The following is a 15,654-nucleotide window of genomic DNA, read 5'->3' on the forward strand; positions in this document are numbered from 1 at the left end:
GCAATACTAAATAGCACTGCGATCGCTACATTAGAAGATATATAAATAAAAATCATTGTTGATTTTTATTCGTTCGCAGTTCACACAAAATCATGAGTGCAAGTACCATTATTTCCGAAAATCCCTTACTCCAAGGCACTGGTTTACCTCCCTTTGCAGATATTAAACCAGAACGAGTAGTACCAGCCTTCAATCAGTTGCTAGCAGAACTTGACCAGCAACTTGCCACCTTAGAGACTAATATACAGCCTACTTGGAGTGGTTTAGTAGAACCCTTAGAAAAGCTGACAGAACGGCTTACCTGGAGTTGGGGGGCGGTAAATCATTTAATGGGTGTTAAAAATAGCCCGGAACTGCGCGAAGCTCATGAAATCGTACAGCCACTAGTAGTACAATTTATCAACAAGCTCGGTCAAAGCCAACCTATCTATAATGCTTTTAAGGCACTCCGTAGCAGTGATAGTTGGGTAACTTTAGAATTAGCGCAACAGCGCATTGTAGAAGCCGCCATTCGAGATGCAGAACTTTCTGGTGTTGGCTTAAAAGGAGAAGCAAGAGAGCGTTTTAACGCCATCCAGATGGAGTTGGCAGAACTTTCGACCAAATTCTCTAACCATGTACTTGATGCCACTAAAGCCTTTAGCTTAACCCTGACAACAAAAGCGGAAATTGACGGTTTACCACCAAGTTTGGTGAGTTTAGCTGCCCAAGCGGCTCGTGCGGCTGGAGAAGAAAAGGCCACACCAGAAAATGGCCCCTGGCGGATTACTTTAGACTACCCCAGCTACGGCCCTTTCATGCAGCACAGCACCCGTGGAGATTTGCGTGAAAAGCTTTACAAAGCTCATATCACTCGCGCTTCTAGTGGCGATTTAGATAACAACCCGTTAATTGTGCGTATTTTGGAGTTACGGCAAGAACTCGCAGATTTACTGGGCTTTAAGAGTTATGCCGAGTTGAGTCTTGCAAGTAAAATGGCTCCTAATGTTGAGGCAGTAGAAGCACTATTAGAAGAACTACGTCAGGCGAGTTATGATGCTGCTGTCAAAGACTTAAAAGAACTCCAGGCTTTCGCCGCATCTTATGGAGCAGAATATCAGGATTTAAAACATTGGGATATCAGCTTTTGGGCAGAACGCCAACGAGAAGCAAAATTTGTCTTTACCGCTGAAGAATTACGTCCCTACTTTCCCCTTCCCCAAGTGTTAGATGGCTTGTTTGGACTTGTGAAGCGGCTGTTTGGCGTCACTGTCACCCCTGCGGATGGCAAAGCCCCAGTGTGGCATGAAGATGTTCGTTATTTCCAAATTGCTGATGAAACTGGTTCTCCCATAGCCTACTTTTATTTAGACCCCTATAGCCGTCCAGCAGAAAAACGCGGTGGTGCTTGGATGGATGTGTGCATCAATCGGGCCAAAATCACTGAGAATGGTGAAACTGGCATCCGCTTACCTGTGACTTATTTGATATGTAATCAAACTCCGCCAGTAGATGGCAAGCCAAGTTTGATGACTTTCTATGAAGTAGAAACTTTGTTCCACGAGTTTGGTCATGGATTGCACCACATGCTCACCAAGGTTGACTATGCTGGAGCCGCAGGAATCAATAATGTCGAGTGGGATGCAGTAGAACTACCCAGTCAGTTTATGGAAAACTGGTGCTATGAGCGACCCACTTTGTTTGGTATGGCTAAACATTACGAAACTGGGGAAGCTTTACCGGAGCATTATTATCAAAAGCTGCTTGCGGCGCGTAATTATATGAGTGGTACTGCTATGTTGCGGCAGATTCACTTTAGCGGTATTGATTTAGAACTACACTACCGCTATCGTTCCGGTAGCAATGAAACTCCAGCAGATGTGCGTCATCGCATAGCGAAAACTACTACTGTTTTACCACCACTTCCAGAAGATTCAATGCTATGTGCTTTTGGGCACATTTTTGAGGGTGGCTATGCAGCAGGTTACTACAGTTACAAGTGGGCTGAGGTACTGAGCGCTGACGCTTTTGCCGCTTTTGAAGAAGCTGGGCTAGAAAATGAAGAAGCGATAAAAGCTACAGGTGGGCGTTATCGGGATACGGTGCTGGCACTCGGTGGTGGCAAACATCCAATGGAGGTGTTTAAAACTTTCCGGGGTCGTGAACCGAGTACGATCGCATTGCTCAAACACAATGGTTTAGTGAGTGCTGCTGTAAACTAAACCAAACTTCTGTAGAGAGGTTGCAATGCAATGTCTCTACAACAAAATTTTTGCAAATAATCTTTAACTGGTCGCCGCGTTCCTCCCTCACCAACTTTTATGTATGGTGGGGGAGGAACGCCGCTCCGGTACTGAGTACCAGGAATTGTTTTTGACAATTTGGTGGTGAGTAATGAGCAAACACCATATTTTTTCGATTTTACACCCAGTCCCCAATCCCTAATCCCCAGTCCCTTTTACTATTTTGTTCAGTCTAAGGTGTTTCCGGGAAAATGGTTTCTCCTGCAACATCATCTAAGCGGATGCCGCCTAGCAAATTCCACCACTGTGCTTGCAGTGCTGCATCTTGAGGATTGTTTTGTCGTAGTTCAGCTAGTGTCGTCAGTGCCTCGTACCATATCCCCTTTTGGGCATAGACAGCATAGCGCTTTAGAGGTTCTGTGGTTTGTAGCTCCTGGACTATGGCTGGATTCAGTTCAACTCGTTGGATTACCCCTTCAACAAAAGTTGGGGGCGAATTCTTTTCTTTGTCACAGCTAATAGTAAAAAACCAGCGGTATTGTTTGTCTACTGCTAAAGCAGGAGCAGTGGTAGGTAGAGAAATGCGGATGACTCCTGCTTTATCCGGTAGAGCGATCGCCTTTTGGTAAATCTCGTTAGAGTCCTGATCTTGCAGCACAAATTCAGCTGTATATAGCGAATCTTTGGTATATGGCACATAGAAAAACCAACTTGGGCGTTCTACCGTTGTCTGTGCCCAGACATTGATCACTGAGTTATCTTCCTCGGTAAAGGGCACTAAAGCAGTCAGGTCAGGTTTAGTAACTGGACATGCAGCCACTTCCCCGCGCTTCGCTCCACCACGAACGCGACCTCCAGGAGGGGGGCCAGGTGGAATCGGAGGTTGGTTATAGGTTGTGGCTTGAGCAATGGTCGTTTTAGCATCAGAGCGATTAGGGGTTGGTTTCCCCTGTACTGGAGTCAAGTTAACTAGTAAGCTTGTACAGCTAAAAGCGACTAATAAAAACAGTTTTATAGGTTGTGAATTTGAATTCATAAAAACCTGACCTCATACGATTTTAGATTTTAGATTTTAGATTTTAAATTGGGCATTTAGTTATTCTCCCCCATTCCCTATTCCCCACTCCCCACCCGCACTTCTGTTTTTGAATGATAAATTGACATCAAGCCCACCATCGTGACCAGTGATAAAGCCGACGGTACAAACGGTACCCAAGCACCCGAAATTAACAGACCAAAGCAAACTACATACAAAACGCTAGAGGTAACACTGACTGCCAAGACCAACCAGGGTAACGAAAGCTTGTGCCAAGCCAGGACTCCCCCCACCACAGACCAGCCCAAAATCCAGACTATCTCAATCCACAGTGACCAAGCCCGCACCAACGGCCGCCCATCCTGGACTGCACTGAGAATCTGACTGATCATGTGAGCCTGTACCAACACTCCTGGCATTTGCTCATCTAAGGGAGCGCCATAGGGTGTGGGCCAGGTATCTGGAGAATCACCCTTTGCCACGACACCAATCAGAACAATCCGGTCTTTGATCGCGCTGGGGTTAACCGGACTAGATAAAAATTGCGTTAGCTTCACGTGTTGGGCTATCTGTTTTGGAGAACGGTAGTTAAGTAAGATTTGACCGCCATTAGCATCTATATTTTGATAGCCACCAGTTCGAGACTTTAGATTCGGAAAAATAGTTTTACCCAACTGCAAATTCCCTTTAGGGGTGAACTTTGGTTGAATACCGGAAGGGCGCAGATAGAGGGATGCTAGTTGTAAACTGAAGGAATAGGGAGCAGAACACAACGATGTCGCCTCCTGATTCATGAACAGAAGATGCCGACGGATCACTCCATCGCGATCGTGAATAAAGTCACTGAATCCCAAGTTTCCTGGAGGGATCTCTGGTGGCGGCTTAATACCTTTAATATTTCCTGTGCTATCACTCCCCTTACATACGCCAACCAAGTTCGGAGTTTTTTGGAGGCGAGTAATTAAATCTGGGTCTTTGGCCTGAAAATCACGGTAGATATCCAAGCCGATCGCACGGGGTTGGTATTGATTCAGTTTTGCTAGGAGTTTATTGAGAGATTTTTCGGAAATGGAAGCTCCGATCAAATACTCGCCATTTTGTCTTTGAGTCGCCAAATCATCATCGTCAATTGTGATTATTAGCAGTCGCGGATCAAGTCCTTCCGCAGGGCGCGATCGCATCATCAGGTCAAAGGCTTGAATCTCTGGATTTTCCAGGAATCCCAGCAATCTCACCCCACAAACCAAGGCTGTAATCGCCAAGCTAGATAACAAACTTGTCTGAAATCTGCGTCTGGTAGACAAAGCTAAATTTGGTATATCTTCAGTTTTGGTAGACCTTAATTCATCCCAAGTGGGTGGTATCTGCGCTGGATTTTGGCAAATCACTGGTAGCCAAGTTGCACAGGGAAATCGATCCTCAAGTCCTTGCAGACGTTCCCGCGCTTGGCGTACCGCTTGATATAAAGACTCCCCACCGGAAAAGCCTTCGAGAAAATACTTTAAAAACTCCTTAGCAACTTGGTCTGGGACGGGTTCGCGCATGACGATTATCTGAGGAATTTGCAAATCAGCCAATTCTCGCGCCAATCCCAATCCATCACAGGAGTTAAATATAGCTAATTGCAAGCCGTTTTCAATAGCTTTTTTGAGAGCGTACTTTAACTCGCCAATGGTAAGACTATCAGTTTTATTCAGGTAAATTCGTCCGCTTTCTCCATTCCTGTGACTAGAACTGTGCCCAGCAAAGAAAAGAATATCCCAGTTTTTTCCCCAGAGATGGTCAGTCAATTCTTTACGCTGTGGTTCTACCAGAAAAGTAACCTCTGCGTTAGGACACTGTTGCAGTAAAGCTTGATCGGCTTGGGTGTCAATCCCCTGACTATTGCCGACAATTGCCAAAATGTTAACTAATTGGTTTAAATTGCGTGGCTTGTGAATGCGATCGTAGGATGGTGAAGAAATGGCAATTTCAGCCTTGGGATAGCGTTCTAACAAGTCCCACAGATGCCAGGGTAATAGCTGCAATTGGCTATTTTCTGTTTGCAAAATTACCCGCACTTCATCCGTGGACGACAATCTTTCTAACCACTTTTCCCTTAAAGGGCGAAACTCCTCTGCTCGCAGCCAAATATTAAAGCGTGCCCGTAAAATATGGGAAGTGTTTTCGCAGTCTTGAATCATCGATACATTCGTCACCTGCATTTGGTCAGCATGGAGGCGATAACGATTGCCTATCTGCCGATAACTAGACTGCCAATGACTATAGTAGAGCGGCATTTCCGGGAATGAAGGTAGCCTCCCCGTGATTTCTGTTGCAGCCCGCTCGTGTTCTTCACCAATTTGAAGGGTGACAGCAAACCCCTGCTCAAAACTACCCTCTCCGAATTTCATCACCACTAACTTACCCATGACCGTCACTATCTCCCTGTGCAAAACCATCCCCTGTTCTAATGTCTCATAACAAGCTCCACAAGCGTTTACAGACTTTTTTAAAATCCCTAAATGCCAGCTTGAATTTTTAAACTTTAATTTTTAATTAACCAATTACCACTTAATAAAATACCGACAAAGAGGGAAGATAGCTACATATTTCAAATTCGGAAATGTTCGGTAATGCTGGTATTATCCAAGGCTACTTTAACGCTAAATTGCTCTGTGGGTTCGCCACGAAACTGTAACTGAATATAATTGTCTGATCTTCTAGATTGAGCATCTAGAAATACTGCTCCTGAACTATCTAGTACAGTGAGATGAACTCCAGGTGGCAAGTAGATTTGATTCCCAGTGGCGTGTAATTGCAGATGAATACTGGTTTGTTGATCCTTTTCAGGGCTGATTTCTACAATCAACATGACTGGTTGGTTGAGAATTTGGATACCCAAATCAATCAGTTTTGCCCGTTTAGTAATAGATTCTGGTCGGTTGAGGGCATTTAGTTCCAAAGTTTCAGTACTGCGAAAGGCATAATTTGGTCTGAGTTCTGGCACATTCCACAGGGATTCAATCGTCTGCCAGCCAGTATCAAATATCCCAGCAAACCACTGACTCAAATTCACTAACGAGGTGAGTGGGGATTGGCGCAGTTGCCATAGGTGGTCAATAAACGCTTCCAATGGTTGCAGTTGACTTAAAGGCAGTGTTTCAGTTGCCACACTAGGGATAAAACCAAGCAGCTTCGCTTCTTCAAGCGATTCATCAAATTGAACTACTAAATAACCCACCCGTTCTTCCCAAGTTTCTGGAGGAATGGAACATATCCGTTGATGCAGATGGACAGGGCGACACTCTAGACGACCAATTGAGGGAATCTCTAAATCAGCTACATTTCCACAAAGGCGCATGATGGGGTTCCAGCTGTCACTAGCTTGAAGATTAGTAGGAATATCCATCATCTGCAAGTAGTCATTCACCACCCATACAGCCAGAGTATTCAGCCGGACTTGCTCTGCTTTTTGAGAATTTGGCTGCTGGTTAGCAAATTGCTGGGCAGTAATGCGAGCCGTTTGGGTAATGGGTAATGTTAAAGCGAAATCGTCTAGCTGATAGGTGGAGTTATTCATAAGTCAATCCCTAGTGATCAATGCTGCTATGTAGATATCACCCGCATTCACTAAATTTATGCCATAAAACAGAGAATGATTATTAGAAAATTGGGATTAGAGATTGGGGATTGGGGATTGGGGATTGGGGATTGGGGATTGGGTATTGGGGATTGGGTATTAGGTAAAAATATCCCATAAAATTGAGGGATTGTATATTGAAATGATATGGGAGATAGGGGTTTTGAGTCTTTAGACTTCTATCAAGATAGCCTCAAGCTGCTAAAAGCGGCTTATCGACTAGCGGATAGGTTGCCAAATTTTGAGCGTTACAATTTGAGCGATCAATTACGAAGATCGGCTTGTAGTGTTTTGCTGAACATAGCTGAGGGCTACGGACGTTATCATTATTTAGATAGATTGCGTTTTATGTACATTGCTCGTGGCTCATTAACTGAGACTAAAAGCGCCTTCGTTATTGCTGAAAGCTTGGGGTACTGCAATACAGAACAATTACACTGGGTTAGTCAGCTTAAAGACCAGATTGAAAAAGGTCTTAATGGTTACTGTCGTTTCATTCGTTCCCAGCAACAAGGTAAAGAAGAGTACGGCACTCGATTAGATGATTGGTGATTGGGTATTGGGAGATTTGAGGTTCTTAACTAGATGAACCAGTCCCCAGTCCCCAGTCCCCAGTCCCCAGTCCCCAGTCCCCAGTCCCCAGTCCCCAATCCCCAATCCCCAGTGCCCAATGCTCAAATCACAACCAATTGCCAATCAATACATAGGCAGACCAAAAGCTTGGCGCTCTGTAGTTGGGATGTTTCAGCAGTTGTAGCTGGGCACGGTGGACTGCTTCGGCTTTAGTGATTTTGCCACTCTTGAGTTCTCGATAGAAGGCACTCACAAACATTGCTGTTGATTCATCATCAATCTGCCACAGGGAAGCTATGGTACTACGTGCCCCGGCTCGTACAGCTGCTCCTGCTAGACCGAGTGCCGCACGGCTGTCTCCTGATGCTGTCTGACAAGCACTCAAAACTAATAGTTCTACGATGCTTTTACCCTGACTGCGGAAGAGAGTATCAAAATCTTTGACATTGATCTGACCATCAAAATCTAAAATAAAAGTGTCTTCAAGACGAGAACTAAACTGACCGTGGGTTGCTAAATGCACTATGTTGAATGAAGCTGCACCAATTTCGTTCTCTAAATTCTTTTTCTTAAAATCCCCATCCACTAGGCTAGTTGTCGAAACTCCAGCTTTGGTAATGCCGTCAAATTCCGATTTAATCGCAAGTAATGGTGCAAATTTGGGAAATCCTGGCGGTGGCTGAGTCAGTCCGGCGGTTAGCGCTCTGAGCTGCTGTTGCACCAGCGGTTTCGGGTCGAGGAGTTGCAAACCCACGCTCAGAGCGATCGCATATTTCTCTACCAAGTATTGTTTACCATCGTAGAGAGCTGCCATTGGTAAGTTGCGTAATGGCCCATCCAAAACGAATACTAAAGTATCGACGCCACTTTTTTGTAATTCTGACTCAATGGGTTTGAGTAGCCAGTTGTAAACTTCTTGCGATTGCTTTTGGACATTCTTGGTAGCAGTGGGATTGACAAGATTTTTTCGCAGTTCTACTAAGAGTTTTTCTACTTCTGCTTGGGAAATCTTGGTAGTGTAGCTTTGCAGGCGTTGTTTGGGAATTTTGACAATTACCTGGAGTTCGTCAGGAAGAATAATCGGATAAAGGATGGCAGCCGTGGAATTATCTTGGTCTACCACTTTATCTAGGGCTATTCTCTGGCCTTGTAGACAAGCTTCCCGGAAAAAGTCGTCTAATTCTGCTAGTTGGAGTGCTTCAATCCGCTCGCGTGCTTTCTCCAATATTTTTTCATTTGATAATTTACCTTCTTGAGATTTCAGCAGTAACTCTACTGACTGGCGGTATACGGGTTCTACGCTATCCCGGAAGTTGAATTGCACATCCTGGTTTACTACATCTTTATTCACTACTAAATCTCTGCGGAGAGACTGGAGAGTATCCACAGCAGAATCATAAGCCGCGATCGCACCATTAATATCTTTTTGTGCCCAGAGCAATCTACCTAACTGCCACTCTAAGCTATAGGTAATTTCTAGTGCATTGCTGCTCTGTGCTAAAGCTAATCCTTGCCGGGTCAGCTTTTGCGCCTCTGACCACTGTCTGGTTTCTTCATACAAGCCGCCTAAACTCTTCAGGGCATAGGCTTCTGCCCGCTTGTCTCCTAAACTGTGGGATTGCTGGATGGCTTTGGCGAGTAATACTGCTGAGTCTTTTGTGCTGAATCCTGAGTAATAACTATGACTTGATGCTTGTAATACACCACTCTTGACTTTTGCTAGACTCTGTGAAAAATTAACCTGAGCGTAAATACTAGCGCGGCTGAGGGGGAGTTGGTCGAGTTTGGACTCAATTGACGGTAGGAGAGTTTGAACTTTTGCCCATTGTTGATCTTCAATGAGTAGTCCCAGGTGATTCAGTTGCGCTTGGACTTTTGTCAGGGGTGAGGGAGATGCTTCAACTGTTTGTTCATAATAGGCGATCGCCTGTTGAATTTTCTGTTGTTGACGGGCATGATTCCCCAAGCTGAATAGACTTGCCCCAATATCAGCATTCGATTGCAGATTTCGAGCAATTGTCAGACTTTCTTCTAGCGTCTGACGTGATTTTTCAAAATCGCCCAATACCAAAAGGGCATCACCGAGCGATCGCAAACCCACTGTCTTTTCTATAGAATCTGGTTGAGATTTTAAGGTTTTACTTACCTGATCGAGTGTTTTGACAGCCCGTGGGTAAAATCCTTGGGTGCGCCATGCTTGTGCTTGATTGATTTGCGATCGCACTACGCCACTTTTATTATCTGCTTGTTTGTAAATTTGTTCCGTCTGCTGCCAAGTCGCTAAAGCCGCCTCAGCCTGTCCCATTAACAGTTGTAAACGACCTTGAATATCTAGTGATTGGGCAAATATTTGCAGATTTTGGTTTTTATCCTGTCCTTTGAGCAAATTTAAGCTCTCTGTAATTGCCTGCTGCGCTTGACTCCATGCACCGAGCTGCTGGTAAGCCAGAGACAGATTACTCAATGTCGCTGCCAGTGCGAGGTTCTCCCCTCGCTGCTGATATACCTGGACAGCCTGTTGCAACACTTCTACAGCTTTGGCAAAGTTGCCAGCACTGTATAAAACTTTGCCCTGTTGTAGTAGTGAGGCTGGGTCAGCGGATACAGCCAGCGATGTCAGACTGTTTATTGGCGGTTGGGATGAGGAATTGATTGAACCAGGAACTTTTGCCAGCACAGGTGAACCGACAATGCATAGTAAAGCGATCAGGAAGTACAAAGGTAAACGTAAAAAGTTAGCCTCACCTGTGAGGGTCTTTTTGGTTTCTAAAATGAGTGACTGGCAAACCCCGAAGATGTAACGGAGGGAAAATATGCGACGCCCTGGCTCCTTTTGCCTTTTAACTTTTACAGAATTCGCGCCAAAAATCCTAGTTTTTTTAGGCATAAGCATGACAAGAGGTAGGTGATAACCAGGAAGGCACAGTATGAACTGTAGGTGCTTGAGCTACCAGAGTAATGTTACCATTCCCATCCCTCACCTATCTCTGAGCTTCTACAATCTTATTTATCAGGAGAGGCAGAGGGCAGGAGGGAATACTGACTCCAGCGCTGAGAGCAATTGACCGTACAGAACTTGGGTCTAAAACCCCGCCGTATATACGGCGCCTACAATTGGGAGCCAGTCCGGTGGACGGGAACGCCTGCATAAAGGAACTGGCGTGCGGGGGTCTGAATCCCTGCCCCCTGCCTCCTGCCTCCTTCACAATAATCCCTCCAATTCTGCGAATTTACGCAAACGCGGTAGACATTGGCGCTGATAAAAACTGCTTAATGTTGGAATTGACATTCCAAATTCCTCAGATAATTCTCTCCAGCTAACTTCCGGGGGTAAGCGTTTGAGAATTAACACCTGACAATTCACATCTGGACGCCCTTTAATGTAAGTACCACGCAATTCTCCATCAGAATCCGTCTTTGCCCATATCTCCAAGTCTTCTAGAATTGGAGGTGCTTGGGGGTTAGCTGGAAGATTATCTACAGGGTCAATGATTTCACTTGTTCCACCCGATGTAGACTGACGAATTCTCAGAGGGACAGTAGTGGCTTGTTCCCGGTTCTGGTTCAGGTAAAAGTCTTGTAGTCTCCTTTTTAGGTAAGCATTCAGCCAGGTGATGACAGTACCATAAGTGGGATCATATATCTGACCTGTCAAACCTTCACAAACATTGCGACAAAAATACAACCAAGTTTGTTGTAGTGCGTCTTGATAGTAGGGAGTACTTTCCCTCCAGAGTCTATTTGCTGTCAAGCGAATAATTTGCGTGAGCAGCTTCTGACGCTGAGGGCTTCCAGGTTTGTGTCCACAGGCTTCTGTAACTAAGCAGCGGAGCTGTTCATCGAATTGAACCATGACAATCTTGGCGAAGAAAGCAAGAATATCTTAGTATTGCGTATAACAACGCCCTAAAAAATTACCTTTCGTCAAGATGTTGGGGATTGGGCATGGGGCATTGGGCATTGGGCATTGGGAGATTTGAGTATCTGAGGTGGATGACTGAGGCTCTAATTCGAATGGCACTAAGAAAAGATACAGCCCTTGTTCTGACTGGTTGACTGGTTCCCAGCCTCCAGGCTGGGAATCCATTCTGGGAGGCTCCGCCTAGGCTGTTGATTTTGGCTATTTTTTGGGGAATTACCGAAAAATTATTTGTGCTGGTTTTTGCTTGTGTGAAAGCGCCCGCAACAGCCATCTTTACGCCAAAATAAAAAACACAATTTCTGCATGAAGTCTTGTGGGCTAAAAGGTACAGAGTCAACAGCCTAGGCTCCGCCTCCAGTAGCTTGAATTGAGGCAAGAAATTGTAGGCATTGCGTTCAGATATTTAGAAATTCCCCTCTGCCCCCTGCTCCCCTGCCCCTCTGCAATCCCTACGCCGCTTACCTTTCAGCTTAACTTAGTGCCATTCTCCCCAGTCCCCAATCCCCAATCCCCAATCCCCTCAATACAATCCCAGCCAGGACAAGAAATTTTCCCACCAAGAATATCTCAGATTACCTACACTCAACTTCATTTTGTTGCGAATATCTTGGATTTTCCAGTTGGTTAGTTTAGCTAGAGTTTGTGCCTCTTGTTCAAAACGCTTGGGTAAAGACTGCTTATATTCTCTACCCGCCTGACATTTAAGTTCCCCTTGGAACGGATGTTGCAAAACATAACGCCCTTGGAAAGATTCACTGTTGGCAGTTTGTTGAAATATCAAGTCTTCAGGGAATTTGTCACGGGTATAGCGGACATGCAAGCGAGATATGAAGACGTTGCTTCTAGGAAAGGGACGACGAAAGTTAGGGGATACTGGCACATTACTTGCAGAATTATCATCTAGCCAAAATACACCCGCTTGCTTGAGTTCTTCTGGGGTCAGGGGTTCAGCAGAACAGGGATCGCAACTACCCATATCCCAAGCGTATTCTAAAAAACCAACTTTCCTGTCTTCTTTGGTGTAGATAGTTTGAAACATGGATTTGTAAAATTCACCAAATTCATCTTTGACAAATATGGGAATGTTTGCGTCAGAGGGAATTTTTACTGTCCGGTAGTTGGTGATTTCTGCCTGTCCTTGGGGCGAGAGGATGTAGACAATTAAATCTTGCTCTGTCGTAGCATTGATCATGCCCAAACGAATTGGCAGCATGAATTTAGGCGATTGGTAAGAAATTTGTAGCGGACGGAGGAACTGATAGCCAGATTGCTCGAATTTATCCAAGTTGACTTTGGCAACAAAGAATTTCATTGAGGAGCGAATGTAGGGCTGAAGTAACTGTTTCGCACCTCTGGGAATTTTGTAGCCATTGCGTTTGAGCCAAGTTTCCAGTCCGCCAGATTCTTTAGCGCTGAGAATCACAATGTCGTATTCGCCGACGTTGAAACGTGCTTCGACTGTCACACCTAAACTATCATCACTGCTTCTTTTACGCGCTGACTGATTGCTTGCTGCTGGCGCTGGCGCTGCTGATAACTCCCTTTCGTAAACTGGGGCACAAGGATCTGGGTCAAAATATTCAACCAGTCGCGGCGCACTAAAAGCATCTAGGCGCTCGATAATCTTGGGTTCTGTGACGCGAACTTGTTCTTTTTGCAGCACCGTTGGTACTGGTACTACCATTGCAAAATCTTTGACTTCGCCTTGAAAGTCGTTTGCCATTGTTAGGACAGTGCGATCGCCATCTCGCGCGATCACAACCTGAGAAGCTTTGTTATACAGTTTTGTATCAGCTTTGGCTACATAAAATCCACAAAATGCCCAAGCTGCTGGTGCAAAGCACAAAACAGCTACAATTGCCAACAATAATGGTGTTAAAAGTCGAAAAATTTTCATTTATACCTCTATCTTTTTTAGTGCTAGAGACTAGAGACGCGATGAATCGCGTCTGTACAAGAGTTAGGAGTGCTGAGTTAGAAGTTCTTCCCCTGCTTCCTCATCTTTCTCTTGCCAAGCAAACCTTGGGGCTAACCAGAGAACATCTAGCAGAATGGTCAATGGTGCAAGGGCAAACAGCGCCCAGAAAACTGCTGTGGAAATAAAGAAATAATTTCGCAGGATAAAAGTTAAGCCGGCGATACAGATTGCCCAAACTACACGCCCAATTCGGGAATTGGGAATCGATCGCGGATCTGTAATCATAAATAGAGCAAACAGCAGCAAAGACCCACTCATCAATCGGTGCCAGTAAACATCCCAAGTCCAACCCAGCCAGAGATTGCGAATGGCTTCCAGCAAAGAGTAGGAACCCAAAAAAGCTGCTGTGGTGTCCCAGCGACCAACGCGCTGCAAAATCATGCCGCCAGTGCCGACAAATAATAGTCCATACCACCACTCTTCACCCCATTGTCCCGGCGAAACCCAAGCATCAGGGGTGAGAATCAAGGCAGATATGATGCCAAAATTGGCGGGATTAAAGAAATGCTTATCGCCGACTTGGAAGATAAATTTGCTAGCGATCGCAAGTGCTGCCGCGATTGCCATTGTCGTCCAGTGATCAGCCCGCAACAACAGGCCCAGTCCCAAAGAGGTAATTAGGGCACTGCGAATATTTAGGCTTTGTCCTACCCTGCGGGTTCGCCCTTGGCGTTCTGGAAGAGTAGCCGCTGAGGCGTCTATGTTCTTCGCTAATGACCAATGACTAATGACTAATGACAATATCCATTGAGTTGCAAGACAAGTTGCGATCGCTACCCCAATGAATTCTGGTCGGAGCGTCCAATCTCGTGTACCGATTCCCAAGACTAGGAATAAGCCCAGAAATAGAATCTGATAATCTCGTATATCTTTTAGCAACATTAACCCTTAATTCAGGGATTACCCTTAGATTTCTCATCAATTTAGACGAGTAATAGCTCAAATAGTATTGCTGTTACAGATTTTGTTACAAAATAGATAAACGCAAAATGCAACTAGCTCCCCTGTTCCCAATTTTTTACCGCATTCTCCAACCGAGTTTTCCCAACTGCCTTTGGGGTGGAAATCCTCATACGAAAGCGATCGCACTCACGTTCGACGATGGGCCCCATCCGCAATACACACCCGAAGTCTTGGCAGTGTTAGATCGTTACAATATTACAGCGAGTTTTTTTTGGTTGGGTGTTTGCGTCAACTGTTCACCAGGTATTGCTAAAGCCGTTAGCGATCGCGGACACTGGATCGGATTGCATGGCTATGATCATCGCTCTTTTCCCATGCTTTCCCCAAATGACCTAAAGGACAGTTTAGAAAAAACCCAAGCTGCCATCTACAATGCCTGCAACCTGCAACCTGAACAAGTGCGGGATGTCCGCCCCCCCAATGGTTTATTTACACCTGCGACTTTAAAATTATTCTTTGAGTGGAATTACCGTTCAGTGATGTGGAGCGTTGTACCAGAAGATTGGGTACGACCAGGTGTCAGCACCGTAGTACAGCGAATTATGCAGCAGGTGAAAAATGGTTCAATGATTGTCTTGCATGATGGTGCTTGCGGTGGACAAGATGTTGCTGCGACAATTCAAATTCTCATTCCACAACTGCTACAACAAGGTTATGAGTTTGTAACTGTTGATACTCTATGGCAGCAAGTTAAGGCTAACTAAAGTACTATAGCGATTACCAGTTAAGTGAGGTACAGATAATATTTTTAAACGCAAAGGGACGCAAAGTAAAGCGCAGAGGTACGCAGAGATTTGTACCTCAGCAGACTAGGAAACGCTATAGCCTAATCAAGTTAATAAAAATGTGGTGCTGGCGTGTTTAGTACTCATAATTTGGCAAATGTTTATCTGCGATTACGACATTGCAGTGGGTAGCGCTTACCCCGCCATGTCGTCCAGCCATCCGCGATTTTAGTACGACTATCGTATTTGAGATACCAGTTATCTTGTTCTGCACCTAAATAACGAATACCTAAATCCTGTCTTTGGGTGCTGGAAAAACGTTTTCCTAGAGGAACCCAGGCACTACCATTATCACTAAACCGCCCGACGAGACGGACACCAGAAGTAGTAGAACAAACATCACCACTACAACTAGTTTGTGGGTCATCGACTACTTTCCACTGCATTTGAGCTGATCTACCGTCAATATTACAATCCCAAAGACCAAAGAACCACTCACCAGCAACCTGACTGGCTTTAGCATGGCTAGATACCAATACCAAACTTGCAGGAACAATCGCTAGGGCGTGTCATCAATTAGGTAAACTTGAGTAGGTAATGCTTGGGATAAGCC

The 15,654-nt window shown here is 45.1% G+C and carries 11 protein-coding genes; 3 read left to right on the forward strand and 8 right to left on the reverse strand.

The window, feature by feature from the left end; translation table 11 throughout:
• Positions 1-92 precede the first annotated feature (92 nt).
• Positions 93-2,201 (forward strand): M3 family metallopeptidase, encoded by a 2,109-nt coding sequence (locus ABF638_RS18895; RefSeq protein WP_435024549.1) that lies wholly within the window; start codon positions 93-95, stop codon positions 2,199-2,201.
• Between the two features lie 253 nt (positions 2,202-2,454).
• Here the strand turns inward: ABF638_RS18895 and ABF638_RS18900 are convergent, their stop codons facing one another.
• The 3 genes from ABF638_RS18900 to ABF638_RS18910 all read right to left on the reverse strand — a co-directional run bounded on the left by ABF638_RS18900 (position 2,455) and on the right by ABF638_RS18910 (position 6,820).
• A complete protein-coding gene (locus ABF638_RS18900; RefSeq protein WP_435024550.1) occupies positions 2,455-3,258 on the reverse strand; it encodes a DUF928 domain-containing protein in 804 nt (267 codons plus the stop codon).
• Between the two features lie 77 nt (positions 3,259-3,335).
• On the reverse strand, positions 3,336-5,669 hold the full coding sequence (locus ABF638_RS18905) for a CHASE2 domain-containing protein (protein WP_435024551.1): 2,334 nt from the start codon (positions 5,667-5,669) through the stop codon (positions 3,336-3,338).
• 182 nt (positions 5,670-5,851) lie between these two features.
• Complete coding sequence (locus ABF638_RS18910) at positions 5,852-6,820, reverse strand: DUF1822 family protein (RefSeq protein ID WP_435024552.1); 969 nt, start codon at positions 6,818-6,820, stop codon at positions 5,852-5,854.
• Between the two features lie 207 nt (positions 6,821-7,027).
• Here ABF638_RS18910 and ABF638_RS18915 point away from each other — a divergent pair, with 207 nt between their 5' ends.
• Complete coding sequence (locus tag ABF638_RS18915) at positions 7,028-7,432, forward strand: four helix bundle protein (RefSeq protein WP_435024553.1); 405 nt, start codon at positions 7,028-7,030, stop codon at positions 7,430-7,432.
• A 127-nt stretch (positions 7,433-7,559) separates the two neighbouring features.
• Here ABF638_RS18915 and ABF638_RS18920 read toward each other — a convergent pair whose 3' ends face one another.
• The 4 genes from ABF638_RS18920 to ABF638_RS18935 form a co-directional block, all read right to left on the reverse strand.
• Entirely contained in the window at positions 7,560-10,346 is a 2,787-nt protein-coding gene (locus tag ABF638_RS18920) for a CHAT domain-containing protein (protein WP_435024554.1), read from the reverse strand.
• Positions 10,347-10,655: 309 nt separating this feature from the next.
• Positions 10,656-11,306, reverse strand: a complete 651-nt coding sequence (locus tag ABF638_RS18925) for a sigma-70 family RNA polymerase sigma factor (RefSeq protein WP_435024555.1) — start codon at positions 11,304-11,306, stop codon at positions 10,656-10,658.
• A gap of 589 nt (positions 11,307-11,895) precedes the next feature.
• Positions 11,896-13,272, reverse strand: a complete 1,377-nt coding sequence (locus ABF638_RS18930) for a DUF2330 domain-containing protein (protein ID WP_435024556.1) — start codon at positions 13,270-13,272, stop codon at positions 11,896-11,898.
• A gap of 63 nt (positions 13,273-13,335) precedes the next feature.
• Positions 13,336-14,235 (reverse strand): RnfABCDGE type electron transport complex subunit D, encoded by a 900-nt coding sequence (locus ABF638_RS18935; protein ID WP_435024557.1) that lies wholly within the window; start codon positions 14,233-14,235, stop codon positions 13,336-13,338.
• A 107-nt stretch (positions 14,236-14,342) separates the two neighbouring features.
• Between ABF638_RS18935 and ABF638_RS18940 the strand changes: the two genes are divergently transcribed.
• On the forward strand, positions 14,343-15,020 hold the full coding sequence (locus ABF638_RS18940; RefSeq protein ID WP_435024558.1) for a polysaccharide deacetylase family protein: 678 nt from the start codon (positions 14,343-14,345) through the stop codon (positions 15,018-15,020).
• 182 nt (positions 15,021-15,202) lie between these two features.
• Here the strand turns inward: ABF638_RS18940 and ABF638_RS18945 are convergent, their stop codons facing one another.
• Positions 15,203-15,598: a DUF6006 family protein gene (locus ABF638_RS18945; RefSeq protein WP_435024559.1), complete on the reverse strand. Its 396-nt coding sequence runs from the start codon at positions 15,596-15,598 to the stop codon at positions 15,203-15,205.
• Between the last annotated feature and the right edge of the window lie 56 nt (positions 15,599-15,654).

It is taken from the genome of Nostoc sp. CALU 1950, assembly GCF_051172895.1.
Classification (GTDB): domain Bacteria; phylum Cyanobacteriota; class Cyanobacteriia; order Cyanobacteriales; family Nostocaceae; genus Nostoc; species Nostoc edaphicum_A.

Coding starts and splice junctions, on each gene's coding strand:
- ABF638_RS18940 (WP_435024558.1), top strand. CDS start 14,343: ATGCAACTAGCTCCCCTGTTCCCAATTTTTTACCGCATTCTCCAACCG.
- ABF638_RS18900 (WP_435024550.1), bottom strand. CDS start 3,258: ATGAATTCAAATTCACAACCTATAAAACTGTTTTTATTAGTCGCTTTT.
- ABF638_RS18920 (WP_435024554.1), bottom strand. CDS start 10,346: ATGCTTATGCCTAAAAAAACTAGGATTTTTGGCGCGAATTCTGTAAAA.
- ABF638_RS18935 (WP_435024557.1), bottom strand. CDS start 14,235: ATGTTGCTAAAAGATATACGAGATTATCAGATTCTATTTCTGGGCTTA.
- ABF638_RS18930 (WP_435024556.1), bottom strand. CDS start 13,272: ATGAAAATTTTTCGACTTTTAACACCATTATTGTTGGCAATTGTAGCT.
- ABF638_RS18925 (WP_435024555.1), bottom strand. CDS start 11,306: ATGGTTCAATTCGATGAACAGCTCCGCTGCTTAGTTACAGAAGCCTGT.
- ABF638_RS18905 (WP_435024551.1), bottom strand. CDS start 5,669: ATGGGTAAGTTAGTGGTGATGAAATTCGGAGAGGGTAGTTTTGAGCAG.
- ABF638_RS18895 (WP_435024549.1), top strand. CDS start 93: ATGAGTGCAAGTACCATTATTTCCGAAAATCCCTTACTCCAAGGCACT.
- ABF638_RS18915 (WP_435024553.1), top strand. CDS start 7,028: ATGGGAGATAGGGGTTTTGAGTCTTTAGACTTCTATCAAGATAGCCTC.
- ABF638_RS18910 (WP_435024552.1), bottom strand. CDS start 6,820: ATGAATAACTCCACCTATCAGCTAGACGATTTCGCTTTAACATTACCC.